This is a genomic window from Ruegeria sp. CDSC081 (genome assembly GCF_059610485.1).
On the sequence record NZ_JBXWNS010000005.1, the window covers coordinates 208,650 to 225,335 of the forward strand.

General features: G+C 59.3%; 16 protein-coding genes. 7 read left to right on the top strand and 9 right to left on the bottom strand.

What is annotated here, in order from left to right; genetic code table 11:
- Positions 1–27: 27 nt before the first annotated feature.
- The 5 genes from AC2FH9_RS10875 to AC2FH9_RS10895 form a co-directional block, all read right to left on the bottom strand.
- Positions 28–1,071 carry a HesA/MoeB/ThiF family protein gene (locus AC2FH9_RS10875; protein ID WP_496871516.1) on the bottom strand — a complete coding sequence of 348 codons (1,044 nt, stop codon included), beginning with the start codon at positions 1,069–1,071 and terminating at the stop codon, positions 28–30.
- The gene (gene dut, locus AC2FH9_RS10880; protein ID WP_496750030.1) at positions 1,071–1,526 is read right to left on the bottom strand and encodes a dUTP diphosphatase; all 456 of its coding nucleotides are present in this window, start codon (positions 1,524–1,526) and stop codon (positions 1,071–1,073) included. The genes AC2FH9_RS10875 and dut overlap by 1 nt, the downstream gene beginning before the upstream one ends.
- A gap of 15 nt (positions 1,527–1,541) precedes the next feature.
- Positions 1,542–2,738, bottom strand: coding sequence for a bifunctional phosphopantothenoylcysteine decarboxylase/phosphopantothenate--cysteine ligase CoaBC (gene coaBC, locus AC2FH9_RS10885; RefSeq protein WP_496696376.1), 1,197 nt, complete (start codon positions 2,736–2,738; stop codon positions 1,542–1,544).
- Positions 2,739–2,801: 63 nt separating this feature from the next.
- Entirely contained in the window at positions 2,802–3,617 is an 816-nt protein-coding gene (locus tag AC2FH9_RS10890; RefSeq protein ID WP_496750029.1) for a ChaN family lipoprotein, read from the bottom strand.
- Positions 3,614–4,492 (bottom strand): RNA polymerase factor sigma-32, encoded by an 879-nt coding sequence (locus tag AC2FH9_RS10895; protein WP_496871520.1) that lies wholly within the window; start codon positions 4,490–4,492, stop codon positions 3,614–3,616. The genes AC2FH9_RS10890 and AC2FH9_RS10895 overlap by 4 nt, the downstream gene beginning before the upstream one ends.
- A 100-nt stretch (positions 4,493–4,592) precedes the next feature.
- Here AC2FH9_RS10895 and cobU point away from each other — a divergent pair, with 100 nt between their 5' ends.
- From cobU to AC2FH9_RS10915, 4 genes are read left to right on the top strand one after another with little or no spacing between them, the layout of a single operon-like run.
- Positions 4,593–5,114 (top strand): bifunctional adenosylcobinamide kinase/adenosylcobinamide-phosphate guanylyltransferase, encoded by a 522-nt coding sequence (gene cobU / locus AC2FH9_RS10900; protein WP_496750028.1) that lies wholly within the window; start codon positions 4,593–4,595, stop codon positions 5,112–5,114.
- Positions 5,111–5,689: a histidine phosphatase family protein gene (locus AC2FH9_RS10905; RefSeq protein WP_496691771.1), complete on the top strand. Its 579-nt coding sequence runs from the start codon at positions 5,111–5,113 to the stop codon at positions 5,687–5,689. Before cobU ends, AC2FH9_RS10905 begins: the two co-directional genes overlap by 4 nt.
- Before the next feature lie 58 nt (positions 5,690–5,747).
- Positions 5,748–6,632 (top strand): glutathione S-transferase N-terminal domain-containing protein, encoded by an 885-nt coding sequence (locus AC2FH9_RS10910; RefSeq protein WP_496871522.1) that lies wholly within the window; start codon positions 5,748–5,750, stop codon positions 6,630–6,632.
- A gap of 45 nt (positions 6,633–6,677) precedes the next feature.
- A complete protein-coding gene (locus AC2FH9_RS10915) occupies positions 6,678–8,189 on the top strand; it encodes a YifB family Mg chelatase-like AAA ATPase (RefSeq protein ID WP_496871524.1) in 1,512 nt (503 codons plus the stop codon).
- On the opposite strand, the gene gshB is transcribed toward AC2FH9_RS10915, so the two are convergent.
- From gshB to rsmI, 3 genes are read right to left on the bottom strand one after another with little or no spacing between them, the layout of a single operon-like run.
- Positions 8,186–9,118, bottom strand: a complete 933-nt coding sequence (gshB, locus tag AC2FH9_RS10920) for a glutathione synthase (protein ID WP_281995201.1) — start codon at positions 9,116–9,118, stop codon at positions 8,186–8,188. The genes AC2FH9_RS10915 and gshB overlap by 4 nt on opposite strands.
- Before the next feature lie 60 nt (positions 9,119–9,178).
- Positions 9,179–9,550, bottom strand: coding sequence for a YraN family protein (locus AC2FH9_RS10925; RefSeq protein WP_496750025.1), 372 nt, complete (start codon positions 9,548–9,550; stop codon positions 9,179–9,181).
- Between the two features lies 1 nt (position 9,551).
- The gene (rsmI, locus tag AC2FH9_RS10930; RefSeq protein WP_496696387.1) at positions 9,552–10,409 is read right to left on the bottom strand and encodes a 16S rRNA (cytidine(1402)-2'-O)-methyltransferase; all 858 of its coding nucleotides are present in this window, start codon (positions 10,407–10,409) and stop codon (positions 9,552–9,554) included.
- 87 nt (positions 10,410–10,496) lie between these two features.
- Between rsmI and AC2FH9_RS10935 the strand changes: the two genes are divergently transcribed.
- From AC2FH9_RS10935 to murJ, 3 genes are read left to right on the top strand one after another with little or no spacing between them, the layout of a single operon-like run.
- Entirely contained in the window at positions 10,497–11,669 is a 1,173-nt protein-coding gene (locus AC2FH9_RS10935) for a penicillin-binding protein activator (protein WP_496696388.1), read from the top strand.
- Positions 11,629–14,448, top strand: a complete 2,820-nt coding sequence (locus tag AC2FH9_RS10940) for a [protein-PII] uridylyltransferase (protein WP_496871525.1) — start codon at positions 11,629–11,631, stop codon at positions 14,446–14,448. Before AC2FH9_RS10935 ends, AC2FH9_RS10940 begins: the two co-directional genes overlap by 41 nt.
- Positions 14,445–15,986 carry a murein biosynthesis integral membrane protein MurJ gene (gene murJ, locus AC2FH9_RS10945; protein ID WP_496871527.1) on the top strand — a complete coding sequence of 514 codons (1,542 nt, stop codon included), beginning with the start codon at positions 14,445–14,447 and terminating at the stop codon, positions 15,984–15,986. Before AC2FH9_RS10940 ends, murJ begins: the two co-directional genes overlap by 4 nt.
- Here murJ and AC2FH9_RS10950 read toward each other — a convergent pair whose 3' ends face one another.
- The gene (locus tag AC2FH9_RS10950) at positions 15,987–16,673 is read right to left on the bottom strand and encodes a rhomboid family intramembrane serine protease (RefSeq protein ID WP_496871529.1); all 687 of its coding nucleotides are present in this window, start codon (positions 16,671–16,673) and stop codon (positions 15,987–15,989) included. It lies immediately after the preceding gene.
- Positions 16,674–16,686 lie beyond the last annotated feature (13 nt).

Below are 16,686 nucleotides of genomic sequence, written 5' to 3' on the forward strand. Positions count from 1 at the left end.
CCGCGCGTTCGATCCAGAGCAGAGGGGTTATCCTTTGCCACAAACGGGGCAATCTGCACGGCGAGGCAGTGTAATCTTGCGGCTTTCGCCATAGAGAGCGTCGTAAATCAGCATCTCACCCCTCAGTGCCAGACCCGCCCCGGTGATCACCTTGATCGCCTCAACAGCCATCATCGAACCGACGACGCCAGGCAAGGGGCCGATCACCCCAGCCTCGGCGCAGGACGGGGCCAGACCTGGAGCCGGAGCCTCGGGGAAAATGCACTGATAACAAGGCGCATCGTTGGCCGGGTCGAAAACGCTGAGCTGGCCTTCCCACTGCGACAGCGCACCCGAAATCAGCGGCTTGCCCAACGCGACCGCCGTGCGATTGGCCAAATAGCGCGTGTCGAAATTATCAGTTCCGTCCAGGATGACATCAAAATCGGAAAATAACTCGGTGGCGACCTCTTCGGTCAGTCGGCGGTGATAGGGCAGAACAACCACATTCGGGTTTTGCGCCAGCATGGCCTGCTGGGCCGAAAAAACCTTGGGCATACCGATATCCGCATCCAGGTGGATCACCTGACGCTGAAGATTGGCGTTCTCAACCTCATCATCATCAATCACCCCGATCGTGCCGACCCCGGCCGCAGCCAGATACTGCAAAGCGGGCGCCCCAAGTCCCCCAGCGCCGATCACAAGCACGCGGGCCTGCTTCATCTTATTCTGCCCCGGCCCACCAATTTCGCGCAACACGATATGGCGGGCATAGCGGTCAAGCTCGGTCTCGGAGAATTTGTCTGAGGGCATGGCTGGCTCCTTGTTCGAGGCCGGCGCCGCGCGTTTTCGCAGCGCTTTCAGTCCCCTTCCATAGATCAGAACCAGAACCCCCGTACCAACCAAAATCAACCAGGTCGCAGCAGAACCACCCGTGGCCTGACGCAGGGGGTTGCCAAGGGGCAAAACCAGCTGTGCCGAGATTACCCCCAGCAACAACACCCCAACCGAAATCATCCGTGCATTGCGTGACACGCCAGCCAGATAGCCGAGCCCCCAAAGCGCTGCGGCGATGATCAGGACAAGTAACATCAGCCGCGCCCGGTCGAACCGAACCCGCCTGCACCGCGGTCAGTATCGCTGAGCGTATCCGTGGCCTCAAATGACGCCTGCACCACCGGGGCGACGACCAGTTGGGCGATACGTTCCCCATGTGTGATTTCAAAGCTCTCCTGCCCAGCGTTCAACAGGATCACCCCCAGAGGGCCGCGATAGTCGCTGTCGATCGTACCCGGCGTATTGGGCAGCGTGATCCCGTATTTCAGCGCAAGGCCCGAGCGGGGCCGGACCTGCACCTCATACCCATTTGGGATTTCAATCCGCAGTCCGGTGGGAACCAGAGCCCGCTGACCGGGCAGCAACGTGATCGGCGTCTTGTCCGGGAAGTTTGCACGCACATCCGCGCCTGCCGCTCCGGTGGTTTCATAAGATGGCAAGGGCACCGAAGGGTCGGCCCCGTCCTCACGGATCACACGAATTGCTACCATCGGATATCCTCTTGTCTAACCGGCCAACGCGTCGGAAATCTTGCGTGCCAGTTTTTCGGCCACTGCGTCTTTGCCCATGCGTGGCCATTCCTCGGCCCCATCGTCGGAAATCAGGATCACCGCGTTTTCGGCCCCTCCCATTATCCCGGTCGCAGGGCTGACATCATTGGCAACGATCCAGTCGCACTCTTTGCGCTCGCGTTTGGCGGTCGCATGTTCGATCACGTTGTCGGTTTCCGCAGCAAAGCCAACAACTAGCGCGGGGCGTCCATCGTCCAGCTTGGCGACCCGCTTCAGAATGTCCGGGTTTTCAGCAAAATCCAGTGCCGGAAGACCGTCGCGCGTCTTTTTCAGCTTGCGGTCCGACGCGCTGGCCACCCGCCAATCCGCCACGGCGGCGGCAAATACCCCGGCATCGACAGGCAATGCTGCATCCACCGCGTCTGACATCTGCTGGGCTGTTTCAACCCGCACAACCTCGACCCCATCGGGTGCGGGAACCTCAGCAGGTCCGGTCACAAACACAACCTCTGCACCCAACGCAGACAGAGCACGTGCAATCGCTGTGCCCTGCGCCCCGGATGAGCGGTTCGCGATATAGCGCACCGGGTCAATCGGCTCGTGCGTGGGACCCGAGGTCACAAGAATGCGTTTACCGCTGAGCGGTCCGCTGCCCAGCGATGCCTCAATCGCGGCGACGATCTCAAGCGGCTCCGACATGCGGCCCGGACCATATTCGCCACAGGCCATGTCGCCTTCGTTCGGCCCGACAAAACGAATGCCGTCCGCCTGCAGCTGTTTCAGATTGCGCTGCGTCGCCGGGTGATCCCACATGCGGACATTCATCGCAGGCGCACACAGAACCGGTGTGTCCGTCGCCATCAGCAGGGTCGAGGCCAGATCATTCGCCAACCCTCCCGCCATTTTGCCCATTAAATCCGCAGTCGCCGGAGCGACCACGACAAGATCCGCAGAGCGGGACAACTGGATATGCCCCATCTCGGCCTCATCGGTCAGATCGAACAGATCGCGATAGGCCTTCTCGCCGGCCAGCGCGGCAACAGACAGAGGTGTCACGAATTCTTCTGCTGCGCGGGTCAGGACCGGCGTAACGGCGGCGCCGCGTTCCTTCAGTCGCCGGATCAGATCCAGTGACTTATAGGCAGCAATACCGCCACCAATGATCAGCAGAATCCGTTTCGATGCCAGCATGTTGTGCCCTTCCCGTCTCGGTCGGCCCCGACATTAGGCAAGCGCGCCCGACAGTTCCAGCGGTTAATTCTGCGGTTGAAAGGCCAGGCAGGGGTCTTCTCGGTCCGCGGTCGGGCTGTCGATGACTGCATCATAGTCCCCTTGGATCGTACCGTCTTCAGACTGACCCAGGACATACACTTTAAGACCCGGACGCAGACGCGACAGGAATGTCGGAATACCGCGGTCCTTTCGTGCGTGGCCATTTCCGGTGATAACTGCAACCGGGCCACCAGTTTCGTCAACGGCACGCAATATGGCCCGTGCCAGCACCGCATCGCGCAACCTTTGGATCGCAACCAGCTGCGGCAGAGCGCTTTCCGGCAACGCATCGCAATGCGCCGCCATCTGGTCAGCCTCGCGCGCCGCCTGTTCCGCCTTTGACAGAGGTACGGTCAACCCAAATCGCGCTGCGTCAGCGCCTAGCGCAGTTGCAGCGCCACGTTCCATCGCTGTACGCGCTGCCTTACGCGGGACCATTGCGCCATAGACCGGCGCATCCGTGGCCTGAAAGATCGGGTAATACAGGCTGAGAGGGGGCCAGCCGGATTCCGCCCAACGCAGGATGCGTGACAGTTCTTCGGGATCGGACGCCGCTTTTTGCGCCAGGCGCTGCGCGCCTTCCTCGGTGACCATTTCCCAGACCACGGCGGAGGGGTCGATCAATGTAATCGCCTGTTCCTGAACCAGATGATGGCGGCGATTGTCATGGGTTTCGCCCAACAAAACAACGTCTGCCATTCGCATCGCGGCCGCGACATCGTCAGGGATCAGGTCATCGGCATGACCGGACCCAGCCATAACCATCAGCGTACACATCAGAATCGCAATCTGTTTCATGCGATGAAGTGTTGCACCTCGCGCGATTGAGCTTCAAGGTTCTTACGCATTTTTGCAAAAGCCGCGGCTTCAAGCTGACGCACCCTCTCTTTCGACAGGCCCAGTTCCTGACCCAGGCTTTCCAGTGTGCGCACCGGTTCACGCAGCTTGCGTTCGCGCACGATGAAGCGCTCTCGGTCGTTGAGGGCTTGCATCGCCATCACCAACCATTCGCGCAACTGTTCGGTGTCGTGCTTGTTTTCAACGGTTTCAGCGGCCTGTTCCCGGTCATCCTCTAACGCGTCGATCCATTCGCGCCCGTCTTCATCCGTGGATTGCACAGCGTTCAACGAGAAATCCGACCCTGCCAGCCGGCCTTGCATCATCTCAACGTCGCGCAACGGAACACCGATCTCGGCTGCTATCATCTGGTGCAACTGGTGACGGTCCAGCGCCATCCCATCAGTGGCCGCTTCGCGTTCAAGCCGGGCCTGGACGCGACGCATGTTGAAAAACAGGGATTTCTGGGCAGAGGTGGACCCGGTCCGAACCATTGACCAGTTTCGCATTACATAGTCCTGGATACTCGCCTTGATCCACCAGACGGCGTAGGTCGAGAACCGAACCCCGCGATCCGGGTCAAATTTGTCAGCGGCCTTCATCAGACCCAATCCGGCCTCTTGGATCAGATCATTCATCGGCGCGCCGTAACGTTTGAACTTGGCCGCCATCGAAATTGCCAACCGCATATAGGCCGTGATCAACCGGTGAAGCGCCTTTTCATCACGCTGGTCACGCCAGGCATAGGCCAGCTTCAACTCGGTTTCTGCATCCAGTAACTCGGCCTTCATCGCCCTGCGCGACATCGAGAAATCGTTTGCGCTGTCCAGTGCCATGGAAATCTCCCTTTTTCGCTGGCGCGGCCCGGGCTTGCCTTGCCGACCCATGGTCGATACGCAGAACAACACCAGGTGGATCACTTAAAAGGTAATGATCGTGGGTTCGGATTTAACCTTTGTGCTGGGCGGAGCAGCCTCAGGCAAATCGGCATTCGCCGAGCAACTTGTTGTTTCATCAAGTAAAAGCCGCGTTTATCTGGCCACATCACAAGTGTTTGATGATGAGATGCGCGATAAGGTTAACCGCCATATCTCACAGCGCGGCAGCGGTTGGGACACGATCGAGGCCCCCCTGGACCTTGGCGCACCCCTGGCCGAGCTGACCCAGGATCAGATCTGTCTGATAGATTGTGCTACCATGTGGCTAACCAATCACCTGCTGGCGGAACACGACCTGCAGCAGGCCCAGACAGCACTGCTTGATGCGTTACGAGACTGTCCTGCCCCGGTCGTCATCGTCTCGAACGAGGTTGGCCACGGGATCGTCCCGGGCAACGCCCTGTCTCGTCAGTTCCGCGAGGCGCAAGGCCGCTTGAACATCGCGCTCGCCGCGCAGGCTGATCTGGTGGTTCAGGTTACCGCCGGGCTTCCTGTGGTGTTGAAAGGGCAACTGCCATGACGCGTCTGCATCTAGTCAGGCATGGTCCGACCCATGCCAAAACCATGGTCGGCTGGTCCGATCTGCCTGCTGACCTAAGCGACCACGCCGCCATTGGTCGGCTACAAAGCTACCTGCCGGCCAACGGGTTGTTGATCTCATCCGACCTGTGCCGTGCCGCTGACACGGCTTCGGCGGTACAGGGCACCCGGCACCGCCTGCCCCACCACCCCGACCTGCGTGAGATCAATTTTGGCAGTTGGGAATTGCGGGGCTTCGAGGAAATCGAGGCCGAAGACCCCGAACTAACCTTCGCCTACTGGGACAATCCCGGTGAAGTTCGCCCGCCAAACGGCGAAAGCTGGAATGAAGTCCGAGCCCGCGTCAACGCGGTTATTGACAGGTTGATTGGCGATCACACCGGCCAGGACCTGATCATTGTTGCCCATTTCGGCGTCATCCTGACACAGGTCCAGCGTGCCATGGATGTGGACGCGCAAGAGGCTTTCGGCCACCGGATCGACAATCTTTCCGTGACTGAGATTACTCATCACGGCGACCGTTGGTCGGTCGGTCGGATCAATCACTGCCCGTGATCAGGCCGCGCACAAATCTCTGTTTTACGGATTGAATAGCCTGAGTCATCCTAGACCCATGACCTATGATTTGTTTATCGGAGACCGCCTGTTTTCCAGTTGGTCCTTGCGTGGTTGGTTGATGCTGGAAAAGTTCGACCTGCCCTATCGAAACCACATGATCGGCCTTTATTCAGGCACTATGGCCGAGGATATGAAACCCCTGTTCCCGGCGCGTCTGGTGCCTGCTCTGCGCCTGCCAGACGGAACTGTGGTTGGTGAAAGCCTTGCCATGGCCGAGACCTTGGCTGAGCGCCACCCACAGGTCGGATTGTGGCCCTCTGACGCGGCTGCCCGCGCCACTGCACGGTGGCTTTGCACCGAGATGGTGGCCGGGTTTTCAGCCCTGCGCGGGGAATGCGCGATGCAGCTGCTTCATAGTTGGAAGGGGTTCGAACCGGCGGCCGAAACGCTTGCTGACCTGCGCCGGATCGAAACCCTTTGGGATCATGCGCGCCAAGTGTCTGGGGCGAACACCGGCCCTTTGTTCGGTACATATTCTTTGGTGGATGTGTTTTACACGCCCGTTGCTGCGCGGATCATCGGTTATGGGCTGCCTGTTTCGGACGCCAACCGGGACTATTGCCTGACCCTCCTGTCGGATCCGGTTGTCAGGCAGTGGCGTGCAATGGGTCTGACAGTCCAGTACGACCCTTTCCCGTATTCGCTGGACCTTCAATCGGATCCCTGGCCAATCGGCAGGGCATCGTCTGCTGTGGCCGCCCAGAGCGGTCCCTCGGTCAACCAGACCTGCCCCTATTCCGGAGAGCCCGTCACAGATTTTCTGGACCTGGACGGTCAGCGCTGGGGATTCTGCAATCGGTTCTGCCGCGATAAAACCCTCGCCGATCCGGAGGCATGGCCGAAATTCACTCAGATGGTCAGCGCCGTTAACGATTCCTAAACCGGCGGCGTGCCAGTAACGACCTGTTAACCAAGCAGGTCGTTCATGGTCGCTCGTTCTCATACAGTCGCCTTTCAAGGTGTCGACGCCCGCCCGGTCGAGGTGCAATGCGCGGTTTCACCGGGGTTGCCTGCCTTTTCCATCGTCGGCCTGCCCGACAAAGCAGTTTCAGAGGCCCGCGATCGCGTCCGAAGCGCGCTAAGCTCGATGGCCATTGCCCTGCCGTCAAAGCGTATCACCATCAACCTATCCCCCGCTGACCTGCCCAAAGAAGGCAGCCATTTCGACCTGCCCATTGCGGTTGCTCTGCTGTCAGCCCTGGAAATCATTCCCAAGGACGCGGCTGAAGGGGCCGTTTCACTGGGGGAATTGTCACTGGACGGGTCTCTTGTGCCTGTTGTCGGGGCGCTTCCTGCCGCGATGACCGCCGCGGCCGAGGACCGAACCCTGCTGTGCCCTCGGGCCTCCAGCGCCGAGGCGGCTTGGGTTGACGCTACTCAGGTGATCGGCGCTGAATCTTTGGGCGATGTTGTCCGCCACTTCTCGGGCCAAGCCCCTTTGCCCGCTGCCCTGCCCGGCGAGGTCAACCTATCCCCCAGCACCCGCGACCTGCGCGATGTCAAAGGGCAGGAACGGGCGAAACGCGCGTTGGAGATTGCCGCCGCAGGGCGGCACCACCTGATGATGATCGGCACGCCGGGGTCCGGGAAATCCATGCTGGCCGCGCGCCTGCCGGGGATATTGCCGCCGCTGACACCGACCGAGGCGCTTGAAACCTCGATGATCCAATCCCTGTGCGGCCTGCTTGACGAAGGCGGCATCAGCCGCACCAGACCATTTCGCGAGCCGCATCATACGGCATCGATGGCGGCCATTGTTGGTGGAGGGAAAGGAGCCAAACCAGGAGAAATCTCATTGGCCCATAACGGGGTTTTGTTCATGGACGAATTTCCCGAATTTCCACGGACCGTTCTGGAAACCCTGCGCCAACCCATCGAAACCGGAGAGGTGATGATTGCACGTGCCAATGCGCATGTGAAATACCCCTGCCGCTTTATGCTGGTTGCCGCCGCCAACCCCTGCAAATGCGGCTACTTGACAGATCCGGCGCGGGCCTGCTCGCGTGCGCCGGTCTGCGGCGAGGATTATCTGGGGCGCATTTCAGGCCCGCTGATAGATCGGTTCGACCTGAGGATCGAGGTGCCTCCGGTCGGGTTCACCGACCTTGACCTGCCTCCATCCGGGGACAGTTCGGCCACGGTTGCCGCGCGTGTCGAGCAGGCGCGTGCGGTTCAAGCGCAAAGATACACTGAAACGTCGGCGCGCCAGAATGCGGATGTTGAGGGCAATGTGCTGGAAGAAATCGCCGCGCCGGATGCCGAAGGAAAAGAGCTGCTGTTGAAAGCGGCTGAGAAATTTGGTTTGTCAGCGCGCGCCTTTCACCGCATCTTGCGGGTCGCGCGCACCATCGCCGATCTGGACGGCGCATCAGATGTCCGAAGACCCCATGTGGCCGAGGCTCTGAGCTTTCGCATCAGCGCCAATATTGCATCTTAAAGCCTGGCTTCGATGGCCTGCCAAATCTTTTCCGCGATGTTCACGCCATCAAACCGTTCCAATTCCTGAATTCCGGTTGGCGAAGTCACGTTAATCTCGGTCAGGTAATCGCCGATTACATCGATACCAACAAAAACCTGCCCTTTTTCCTTCAACAAAGGTCCAATGGCTGCGCAAATCTCAAGATCGCGATCCGTCAGACCAACCTTTTCGGGCCGTCCCCCCACATGCATGTTGGATCGTGTTTCACCTTTGGCGGGAACACGGTTGATTGCACCCACAGCCTGACCGTCCACCAGAATGACCCGTTTGTCGCCATTGCTGACATCGGGCAGGAATTTCTGAACGATCAGAGGTTCGCGCGAAAACCCGGTGAACAATTCGTGCAAAGACGTCAGGTTCCGGTCGTTGCCATCCAACCGGAACACCCCCGCACCGCCATTTCCATAAAGCGGTTTCAGGATAATATCGCCGTGCTTTTCTTTGAACGCCTTAATCGTCTGCAGATCGCGGGCGATGGTTGTCGGTGGCGTCAGATCAGGGAAATCCAGCACCAGGAGTTTTTCGGGATAGTTCCGAACCCAGAATGGATCATTTACCACCAGCGCCTGTCCCTTAAGCCGGTCCAGCAGGTGGGTAGAAGTGATATAGTGCATGTCAAACGGGGGATCCTGACGCAGCCAGACCACGTCGAACTCGGCCAGATCAACCTCGCGCTCGGGCCCCAATTCTGCCGGGTTTCCGGCCACGCGCTGCACCGTCATATCGTGGCCGCGGGCCGTGATCCGGCCCTCCTGATAAGCCAGTTTGTCAGGGCTGTAGAAGAACAGCGTATGCCCGCGCGCCTGTGCCTCTTCGGCCAGACGGAATGAGCTGTCGGCATTGATATCCACGGCCCCGATCGGGTCCATCTGAAAGGCAATTTTCATGGCGTGTCCCTCAGTTTCACGCCAGATACATGGCCCAGCCAGGCCGGGGGTTCAATGGGGTCAGACCTGATCAAAGGCGTTTTCGATGATTTGCACCGCGCCGAACGCATCCACCAAAGCCGCATCAAACCGAACATTTGTCAGCTGACCGTTGGGTTCTTCTTCCAGAAATTGGGCGGCCGAGGCACAGATACGGTCCATCTGGCGCCGTTTGATCCGGGCAGCAGCCATCTCAAAGCTTGTGCTTTTCTTGACCTCGACGAAAACCAATCCGTCGCCGTTGCGGACGATCAGATCAATCTCGCCCCCTGCCCCGCGCCAACGGCGATGTGCTATGGAATATCCCCGCCGCTCGTAATCTGCCGCAACCTGCTGTTCCGCCGCCTGACCCGCATGATAAGAAACCGAACTTCGGACAGTGCGTGAGGTCATCTTACCCTTTCCCGAGTTTCAGCGCCTTCTGATAGATCGGTCGACGCGGCAGTTTATACATCTGCGACACCAAATCCGCCGCATCGCGTACTGAATGAGTTTCCAGGGCGCGTATCAAAGCCTCTTCTATGTCTGAATCGTTAACAGTTTCCGAAGCGCCACGGTCTACCAGCAGAACAATTTCGCCTTTGACCGTCTGACTCGCCAATTCTTCTGCCAGGTCTGCCAGCGACCCGCGCCGAACTTCTTCGAATTTCTTGGTTAATTCGCGGCACATCGCGGCCTGCCTGTTTTCCCCTAGAACCTCAGCCAGATCCGACAGACAGGACGCTACACGTTTCGGAGATTCATAAAATACCAACGTCCCAGGCACATCTCGCAGCGTCTCGATCCGCGTCCGGCGCGCGCCCGAGGCATTGGGCAAAAACCCGGCAAAGAAAAAGGCATCCGTCGGCAAACCAGCCAGCGTCAGCGCCATCAGCGCGGCGGAGGGCCCCGGCGCGCAGGTGACCATATGCCCCGCCTCGGCCGCTTGCCGCCCCAGATCATAGCCCGGGTCCGCAATCAGAGGCATTCCGGCCTCAGACGCATAGGCCACCGATTTCCCCTCAGCCAGCGCGTCCAGGATTTTGCCGCGGGCGCCTGCACCGCTGTGATCGTGATAGGCAAGAATGCGGCGCCCCTCGAGCGGAACGCCGTGAATCTCCATCAACCGGCGCAGGCTGCGCGTGTCTTCGGCGGCGATCATGTCCGCCGACGCCAACACGTCTAGCGCCCTGAGCGTAATGTCGCGCGCCGCCCCGATCGGAGTGGCAACAAAATACAGGCCCGTGCCCAATTTGACTTTTTGAAAATTCAAAGCTGGACCCTCACAGCGTGACGTCTATTATCGCGGCGCAAATAATGGCAGCATCCCAAGCCGCCGGATCAGGGAGTTTTCATTTAGATGTTTACCGTTTGCAAGCCCGTTCGCAAGTTGGCGCGTGCAGCCGCCGTCTTGGCCACCGCGACCATTCTGACGGCGTGTGACGTCAGCAGTATCGGCGGAGGCCCGTCGATCAACACTTCAAAACCTGTACCGGTTGCTTTGCTGGTTCCGGCTGGATCTGGAAATTCCGGGGACGCTGAACTGGCGCGCAGCCTTGAAAACGCAGCCCGCCTGGCGATGTCCGATCTGCAGAATGTACAGATTGATTTGCGGGTCTACGACACCCGGGGCAATTCGGGTACCGCCGCAACAGTCGCGCAGCAAGCCGTGGCAGACGGTGCAAAGATAATCATCGGTCCGGTCTACGCCCAGGCGGCAAACTCAGCTGGTCTTGCGGTACTGAACAACAAGGTCAACCTGCTGTCGTTTTCGAACAATACCAGCATCGCAGGCGGCAATGTCTTCGTGCTTGGCCCCACTTTTGGAAACACCGCCAACCGGTTGGTCAACTATGCCGGTTCGCGCGGCAAGACCGGAACGGTCATCGTGCATAGCAACGATGCCGCCGGGCGGCTTGGACAATCGGCTATTGCAACCGCGCTGAGCAACAGCCGAGTGGGTAATGCAGGCACGGTCGGCTATGACCGCTCTCAGCAGGGGGTCATCAACTCGGTGCCGACAATCAAGGCTACTGTGGCGTCCTCGGGGGCGGATTCGATCTTTCTGACTTCGACCACTGCAGGGGCGTTGCCGCTGTATTCCCAGCTTCTACCAGAAGCAGGCGTTTCCCCGGCAACCACGCAATATATGGGCCTGACTCGCTGGGACATCCCGGCCCAGACACTGGAACTGCCAGGCGTTCAGGGTGGCTGGTTCGCATTGCCGGACCCATCCAAGGCACAGGCTTATCGTCAGCGGTACAACAACACATATGGCGAGGCACCACATCCGATCAGTGGCCTAGCCTATGATGGCATAGCCGCGATTGCTGCCTTGGTCAGCCAGGGCAAATCCGACGCTCTGACAGCATCTGCCCTAACTCAGAACGCCGGTTTTCAGGGCGTTGGCGGTATCTTCCGTCTGCGACCCAACGGTACGAATGAACGTGGTCTGGCCATTGCCACGATCCAGAACAAACAGGTGGTTGTGATTGACCCTGCCCCACAAAGCTTCTCTGGCGCCGGATTCTGATCGGCTGGCTCTGACACTCATCCCAAGGGGTGACCTGATTTGCCAGCCCGAAGAAATCTTTGACTGCGCAGCCGTTATGGCACAGCTGTCAGAGGCCTTCGACAAGACATCTGATAACGCCGAACGGCGCGGCGAAACCGTGCGGATTTTGCGCAACGTCCAGAAATCCGGTCGTCAGGCAATCGCCGATGCCTTTGTCCGCGATCCATTTGATGCGCGGCGGCTGACCCATTCCTATACCTACCTGACCGACGGGCTGGTCTGCACCGCGATGCAAGTGGCCAGTCGCGAGCTTCACCCGCTGGCCACGCCGACACAGGGAGAAAAAATGGCCGTGCTGGCAGTGGGCGGCTATGGGCGTGGGGAAATGGCCCCGTCCTCGGATGTCGATCTGCTGTTTCTGACCCCCTACAAGATCACTGCCTGGGCCGAGAGTGTGATCGAATCCATGTTGTATATCCTGTGGGATCTGCGGCTGAAGGTCGGGCATTCTTCGCGCACCATCAAGGATTGCCTGCGCCTGGGATCCGAGGATTTTACCATTCGCACCGCGATGTTGGAACAGCGCTATTTGGCTGGCGACGCCGATCTGGCAAATGAGTTGGAAACGCGCCTGAAAGACGATCTGTTCAAAGGCACTGAGCGCCAGTTCATCGAGGCCAAGCTGCAGGAACGCGACGCGCGCCATCTGAAACAGGGCGAGCGGTATATGGTCGAGCCCAACGTAAAAGAGGGCAAAGGCGGATTGCGCGACCTGCAATCGCTCTACTGGATTGCCAAATATATTTACGGCGTTCAGGACGTGGCCGAGTTGGTACCGCTGGGTCTGTTCACCCCCGAGGAATTCAGCACTTTTGTGGAAGCCGAGGATTTCCTGTGGGCCGTTCGCTCGCATTTGCATCTGGTGACCGGGCGCGCAACCGAACAACTGTCTTTTGACATGCAGGTCGAGGTTGCTTCCCGAATGGGATACGAAGACCGGGCGGGTCGTCGGGCGGTCGAAGTGTTTATGCAGCGCTATTTCCGCGAGGCCACGAAGGTTGGCGAGCTGACGCGCATCTTCCTGACCAAACTCGAGGCGACGCATATGAAAGGCGCGCCTCTGCTAGAGCGTATTTTCCGCCGCCGCCCCAGGATCAAAGCCGGATACAAAGTCGTCCATGGACGTCTGGACGTAGCCGACCCGAACAAGTTTCTGGCGGACAAGCTAAACCTTCTGCGCCTGTTCGAGGAAGGTCTGCGCACCGGCATGCTGATCCACCCGGACGCGATGCGGCTGGTCAGCGCCAACCTGAACCTGATTGATGACGACATGCGCGAAGACAAAGAGGCGCGGCGCATCTTTCTCGACCTGATGCTGAAACACGGCAACCCGGAACGCGCCCTGCGCCGCATGAACGAACTGGGGGTGCTGTCGGCCTTTCTGCCCGAGTTCGAACACATCGTGGCGATGATGCAGTTCAACATGTACCACAGCTATACGGTGGATGAGCACACCATTCAGTGCATCGTCAATCTGGCCCAGATTGAACGCGGAGAGTTGGGGGAATCCCTGCCGCTGGCGTCTTCAATCCTGGAGGGCGGGGTCAATCGCAAGGTTCTGTATGTTGCCCTGCTGATCCATGACATTGCTAAGGGGCGACCCGAGGATCATTCGATTTTAGGCGCACAGATGGCCCGAAAGATTGCACCTCGGCTGGGTCTGAACAAATCGGATTCAGAAACCGTGGAATGGTTGGTGCGTTATCACTTGTTGATGTCGGACATGGCGCAGAAACGCGATATTTCCGACCCGCGCACGGTGCGCGACTTTGCCAAGGCCGTGAAGACAGTCAAAAGGTTGGACCTACTGACCGTGTTGACCGTCTGCGACATTCGCGGCGTTGGACCCAACACCTGGAACAACTGGAAAGCCACCCTGCTGCGGGCGCTACATGCCGAAACCAAACGCGCGCTTGAGACCGGGATGGAAGACCTCAACCGGGCCAATCGCGGTGCCGGTGCCAAAAAGGCGTTGCGGGCCGAGCTGGCGGAATGGACCAAAGCCGCCCTCAAAACCGAGACGGGTCGGCACTATGACCCCTATTGGCAGGGCCTGAACCTTTCGACCCATGTAGAATTTGCCGAGATGCTGAAAGAGCTGGACCGCAGCGGTGATGCTGGCGCGATGGAAATCCGTCTGCACCCGGATGAAGACCGCGACGCGACGCGGGCCTGCTTTGCCATGGGTGATCACCCCGGCATTTTTGCCCGTATCGCAGGCGCTTTGGCGCTGGTCGGGGCCAATGTGGTTGATGCGCGCAGTTACACCACCAAGGACGGCTATGTCACCGATGCGTTCTGGATTCAGGACGCCGATGGCCACCCGTTCGAGGCCAGCCGCTTGCCGCGCCTGACACAGATGATCCACAAGACCCTTAAAGGCGAGGTCGTGGCGCGGGATGCCCTTAAATCACGCGACAAGATCAAGAAACGCGAACGGGCCTTTAACGTGCCGACCCATATCATCTTCGACAATGACGGGTCCGAGATCTACACGATCATCGAGGTCGATACCCGGGACAGGCCCGGCCTGCTTTATGATCTGACACGAACGCTTGCTGCCGCCAATGTCTATATCGCCAATGCGGTGATCGCGACTTATGGCGAACAAGTGGTGGACACCTTTTACGTCAAGGATATGTTTGGGTTGAAATATCACTCGGAAAGCAAGCAGCGCGGGCTTGAGGCCAAGCTGCGCAAGGCCATCTCCGAAGGCGCCGAGCGCGCGGTCTCATGAAACAGATCCGGCTGTTTTCAGGCCTGTTCACTGTCGGGTTCTGGACCCTGGCCAGCCGTATTCTGGGCTTTCTGCGGGAAATCCTGCTGACCGCCTACATCGGGCCCGGGCCAGTAATGGATGCATTCGTCGCCGCCTTTCGCCTGCCCAACATGTTCCGCCGCTTCTTTGCCGAAGGTGCGTTTAACGCAGCCTTTGTGCCAATGTTTTCCAAACGGCTCGAAGGCGGGGAAAACGCGCAAGGCTTTGCACAGGACGCGTTCAACCTGCTGGCCGTGGCGGTGCTGGCGCTGGTCGGGCTGGCGATGGTTTTCATGCCTGGCCTGGTCTGGCTGACGGCCGAGGGCTTTTACGGTGACGACCGCTTCGACCTTGCCGTGGATTATGGATATGTGGTCTTTCCCTACATCTTTTTCATGTCGCTAGCGGCGCTGTTCTCGGGCGTGCTGAACGCAACCGGCCGTTTCGCGGCTGCCGCCGCCGCGCCGATTTTACTGAACATCTTTGCCTGCACAGCACTGATCGCCGGCGCTATATCAGGCGGAGAAGTCATCCGTTGGCTGATCGCCGTCATCCCCATCGCTGGTGTTGCGCAGCTAGCGCTGGTCTGGATTGCAACCGAACGTGCGGGCATCCGTATCCGCCCGGGCCTGCCGAAACTCAGCCCTGAAATGCGCAACATGGTCCGCATTGCGGTTCCGGCCGCCTTGGCCATGGGGGTTACACAGGTCAATCTGGTGGTGGGCCAGCTGGTTGCTTCGAAAACCGAAAAGGCCGTCAGCTGGTTGTTTGCAGCGGATCGCTTGTACCAGTTGCCATTGGGCGTCGTGGGCATCGCCGTCGGCATCGTCCTGTTACCCGATCTATCTCGCCGCCTGCGCGCTGGGGACAAATCGGGCGCCCGCGATGCGTTTTCTCGCGCAGGTGAGTTTACGTTGCTGTTGACCATCCCGTCGACCGTTGCCTTTGTGCTCATCCCCACCCAGCTGGTCTCGGTTCTGTTCGAGCGCGGACAGTTCACCCCCGAAGACACCGCCGCCACCGCACTTGCCGTGGCGATCTATGGCATCGGCCTGCCCGCGTTCATGCTGCAGAAATTGTTGCAGCCTTTGTATTTCGCGCGTGAAGATACACGCTCGCCCTTTCACTATGCAGTGTTTGCGATGGTCGTGAACGCTGCACTGGCTTTCGGGCTGTATCCGTTGGTGGGATGGTTCGCACCTGCGATTGCCGCCTCGGTGGCCGGATGGGCCATGGTTGGACTACTGGCCTTGGGCGCGCGAAAAATGGGAGAAGAAGCGCAGTTTGACAACCGGTTCAAGAACAGGGCATGGCGGATCATTGCGGCGTCCCTGGGGATGGGAGCTGTCCTGTATGCCGCTATTGAGCTGTTTGGGTGGGCCTTTGCCCTGGAAGGCTGGCGTTACCTGGCACTGCTCGGCTTGATCATCGTTGCTGCAGTTACGTATTTCCTGCTCGGCCACCTGATTGGTGCATTCAAACTTTCCGAGTTCAGGAAGGCTCTGCGTCGATCCTGATCAGTCGCGCCGAATACGCCTGACGATCCGCGCCCACCCACCCGGAGCAACCAGGAACGACAGGGCAAAACCAGTGGCAAAACCGCCCAGATCAGCCACCCAGTCCAGCGTTCCGCCAAACAGCAGGCCGAACAACAACTGAATGCCCATCAAAACGGCGATCAGGCTGAAGGCGCGGGATTGGTTTGCGCCCACCAGCGACAGCTTGCGCCATAATATCCACGTAAACGCTCCGATCAGCCCATAGACCGGAGGGAACCCACCCACCAGCGGAAAGCGCGGATCCAGCAACAGTGCATAAGCCAGCGCACCACCCACGCCCGACAGCACAAAGATCACCAGCATCTGAACGCTGCCAAAAACCTCGGCCACCATTTTACCCATGGCCAGCACAAAGACGCAGACAAAGATGGCCTGTGTGAACGTACCGGATACAAACGGATAGGTGACAAAGCGGATCAGATGCTCGAACGGCCAGCGCCCGTTTTCCATCATCCAGTCAAAGATATCTGGCGAAAACGAATAGTGCTGCAAAGCGTCCAGGCGCCAGCCTACAGCAGTTGGCCCCCCTATGATCCCGCGCGTACCTAGAGTAAATGCCAGTTCAACCCCCATGATGAACACACACAAAGCCACCACCACGGGCGGCAGAGGGTTCACGGCGGGTGTATAATGCTCACTGCTCATTGGGCGGGCCTTT

Coding starts and splice junctions, on each gene's coding strand:
- AC2FH9_RS10875 (WP_496871516.1), bottom strand. CDS start 1,071: ATGTTACTTGTCCTGATCATCGCCGCAGCGCTTTGGGGGCTCGGCTAT.
- dut (WP_496750030.1), bottom strand. CDS start 1,526: ATGGTAGCAATTCGTGTGATCCGTGAGGACGGGGCCGACCCTTCGGTG.
- coaBC (WP_496696376.1), bottom strand. CDS start 2,738: ATGCTGGCATCGAAACGGATTCTGCTGATCATTGGTGGCGGTATTGCT.
- AC2FH9_RS10890 (WP_496750029.1), bottom strand. CDS start 3,617: ATGAAACAGATTGCGATTCTGATGTGTACGCTGATGGTTATGGCTGGG.
- AC2FH9_RS10895 (WP_496871520.1), bottom strand. CDS start 4,492: ATGGCACTGGACAGCGCAAACGATTTCTCGATGTCGCGCAGGGCGATG.
- AC2FH9_RS10905 (WP_496691771.1), top strand. CDS start 5,111: ATGACGCGTCTGCATCTAGTCAGGCATGGTCCGACCCATGCCAAAACC.
- AC2FH9_RS10910 (WP_496871522.1), top strand. CDS start 5,748: ATGACCTATGATTTGTTTATCGGAGACCGCCTGTTTTCCAGTTGGTCC.
- AC2FH9_RS10915 (WP_496871524.1), top strand. CDS start 6,678: ATGGTCGCTCGTTCTCATACAGTCGCCTTTCAAGGTGTCGACGCCCGC.
- gshB (WP_281995201.1), bottom strand. CDS start 9,118: ATGAAAATTGCCTTTCAGATGGACCCGATCGGGGCCGTGGATATCAAT.
- AC2FH9_RS10925 (WP_496750025.1), bottom strand. CDS start 9,550: ATGACCTCACGCACTGTCCGAAGTTCGGTTTCTTATCATGCGGGTCAG.
- AC2FH9_RS10935 (WP_496696388.1), top strand. CDS start 10,497: ATGTTTACCGTTTGCAAGCCCGTTCGCAAGTTGGCGCGTGCAGCCGCC.
- murJ (WP_496871527.1), top strand. CDS start 14,445: ATGAAACAGATCCGGCTGTTTTCAGGCCTGTTCACTGTCGGGTTCTGG.
- AC2FH9_RS10950 (WP_496871529.1), bottom strand. CDS start 16,673: ATGAGCAGTGAGCATTATACACCCGCCGTGAACCCTCTGCCGCCCGTG.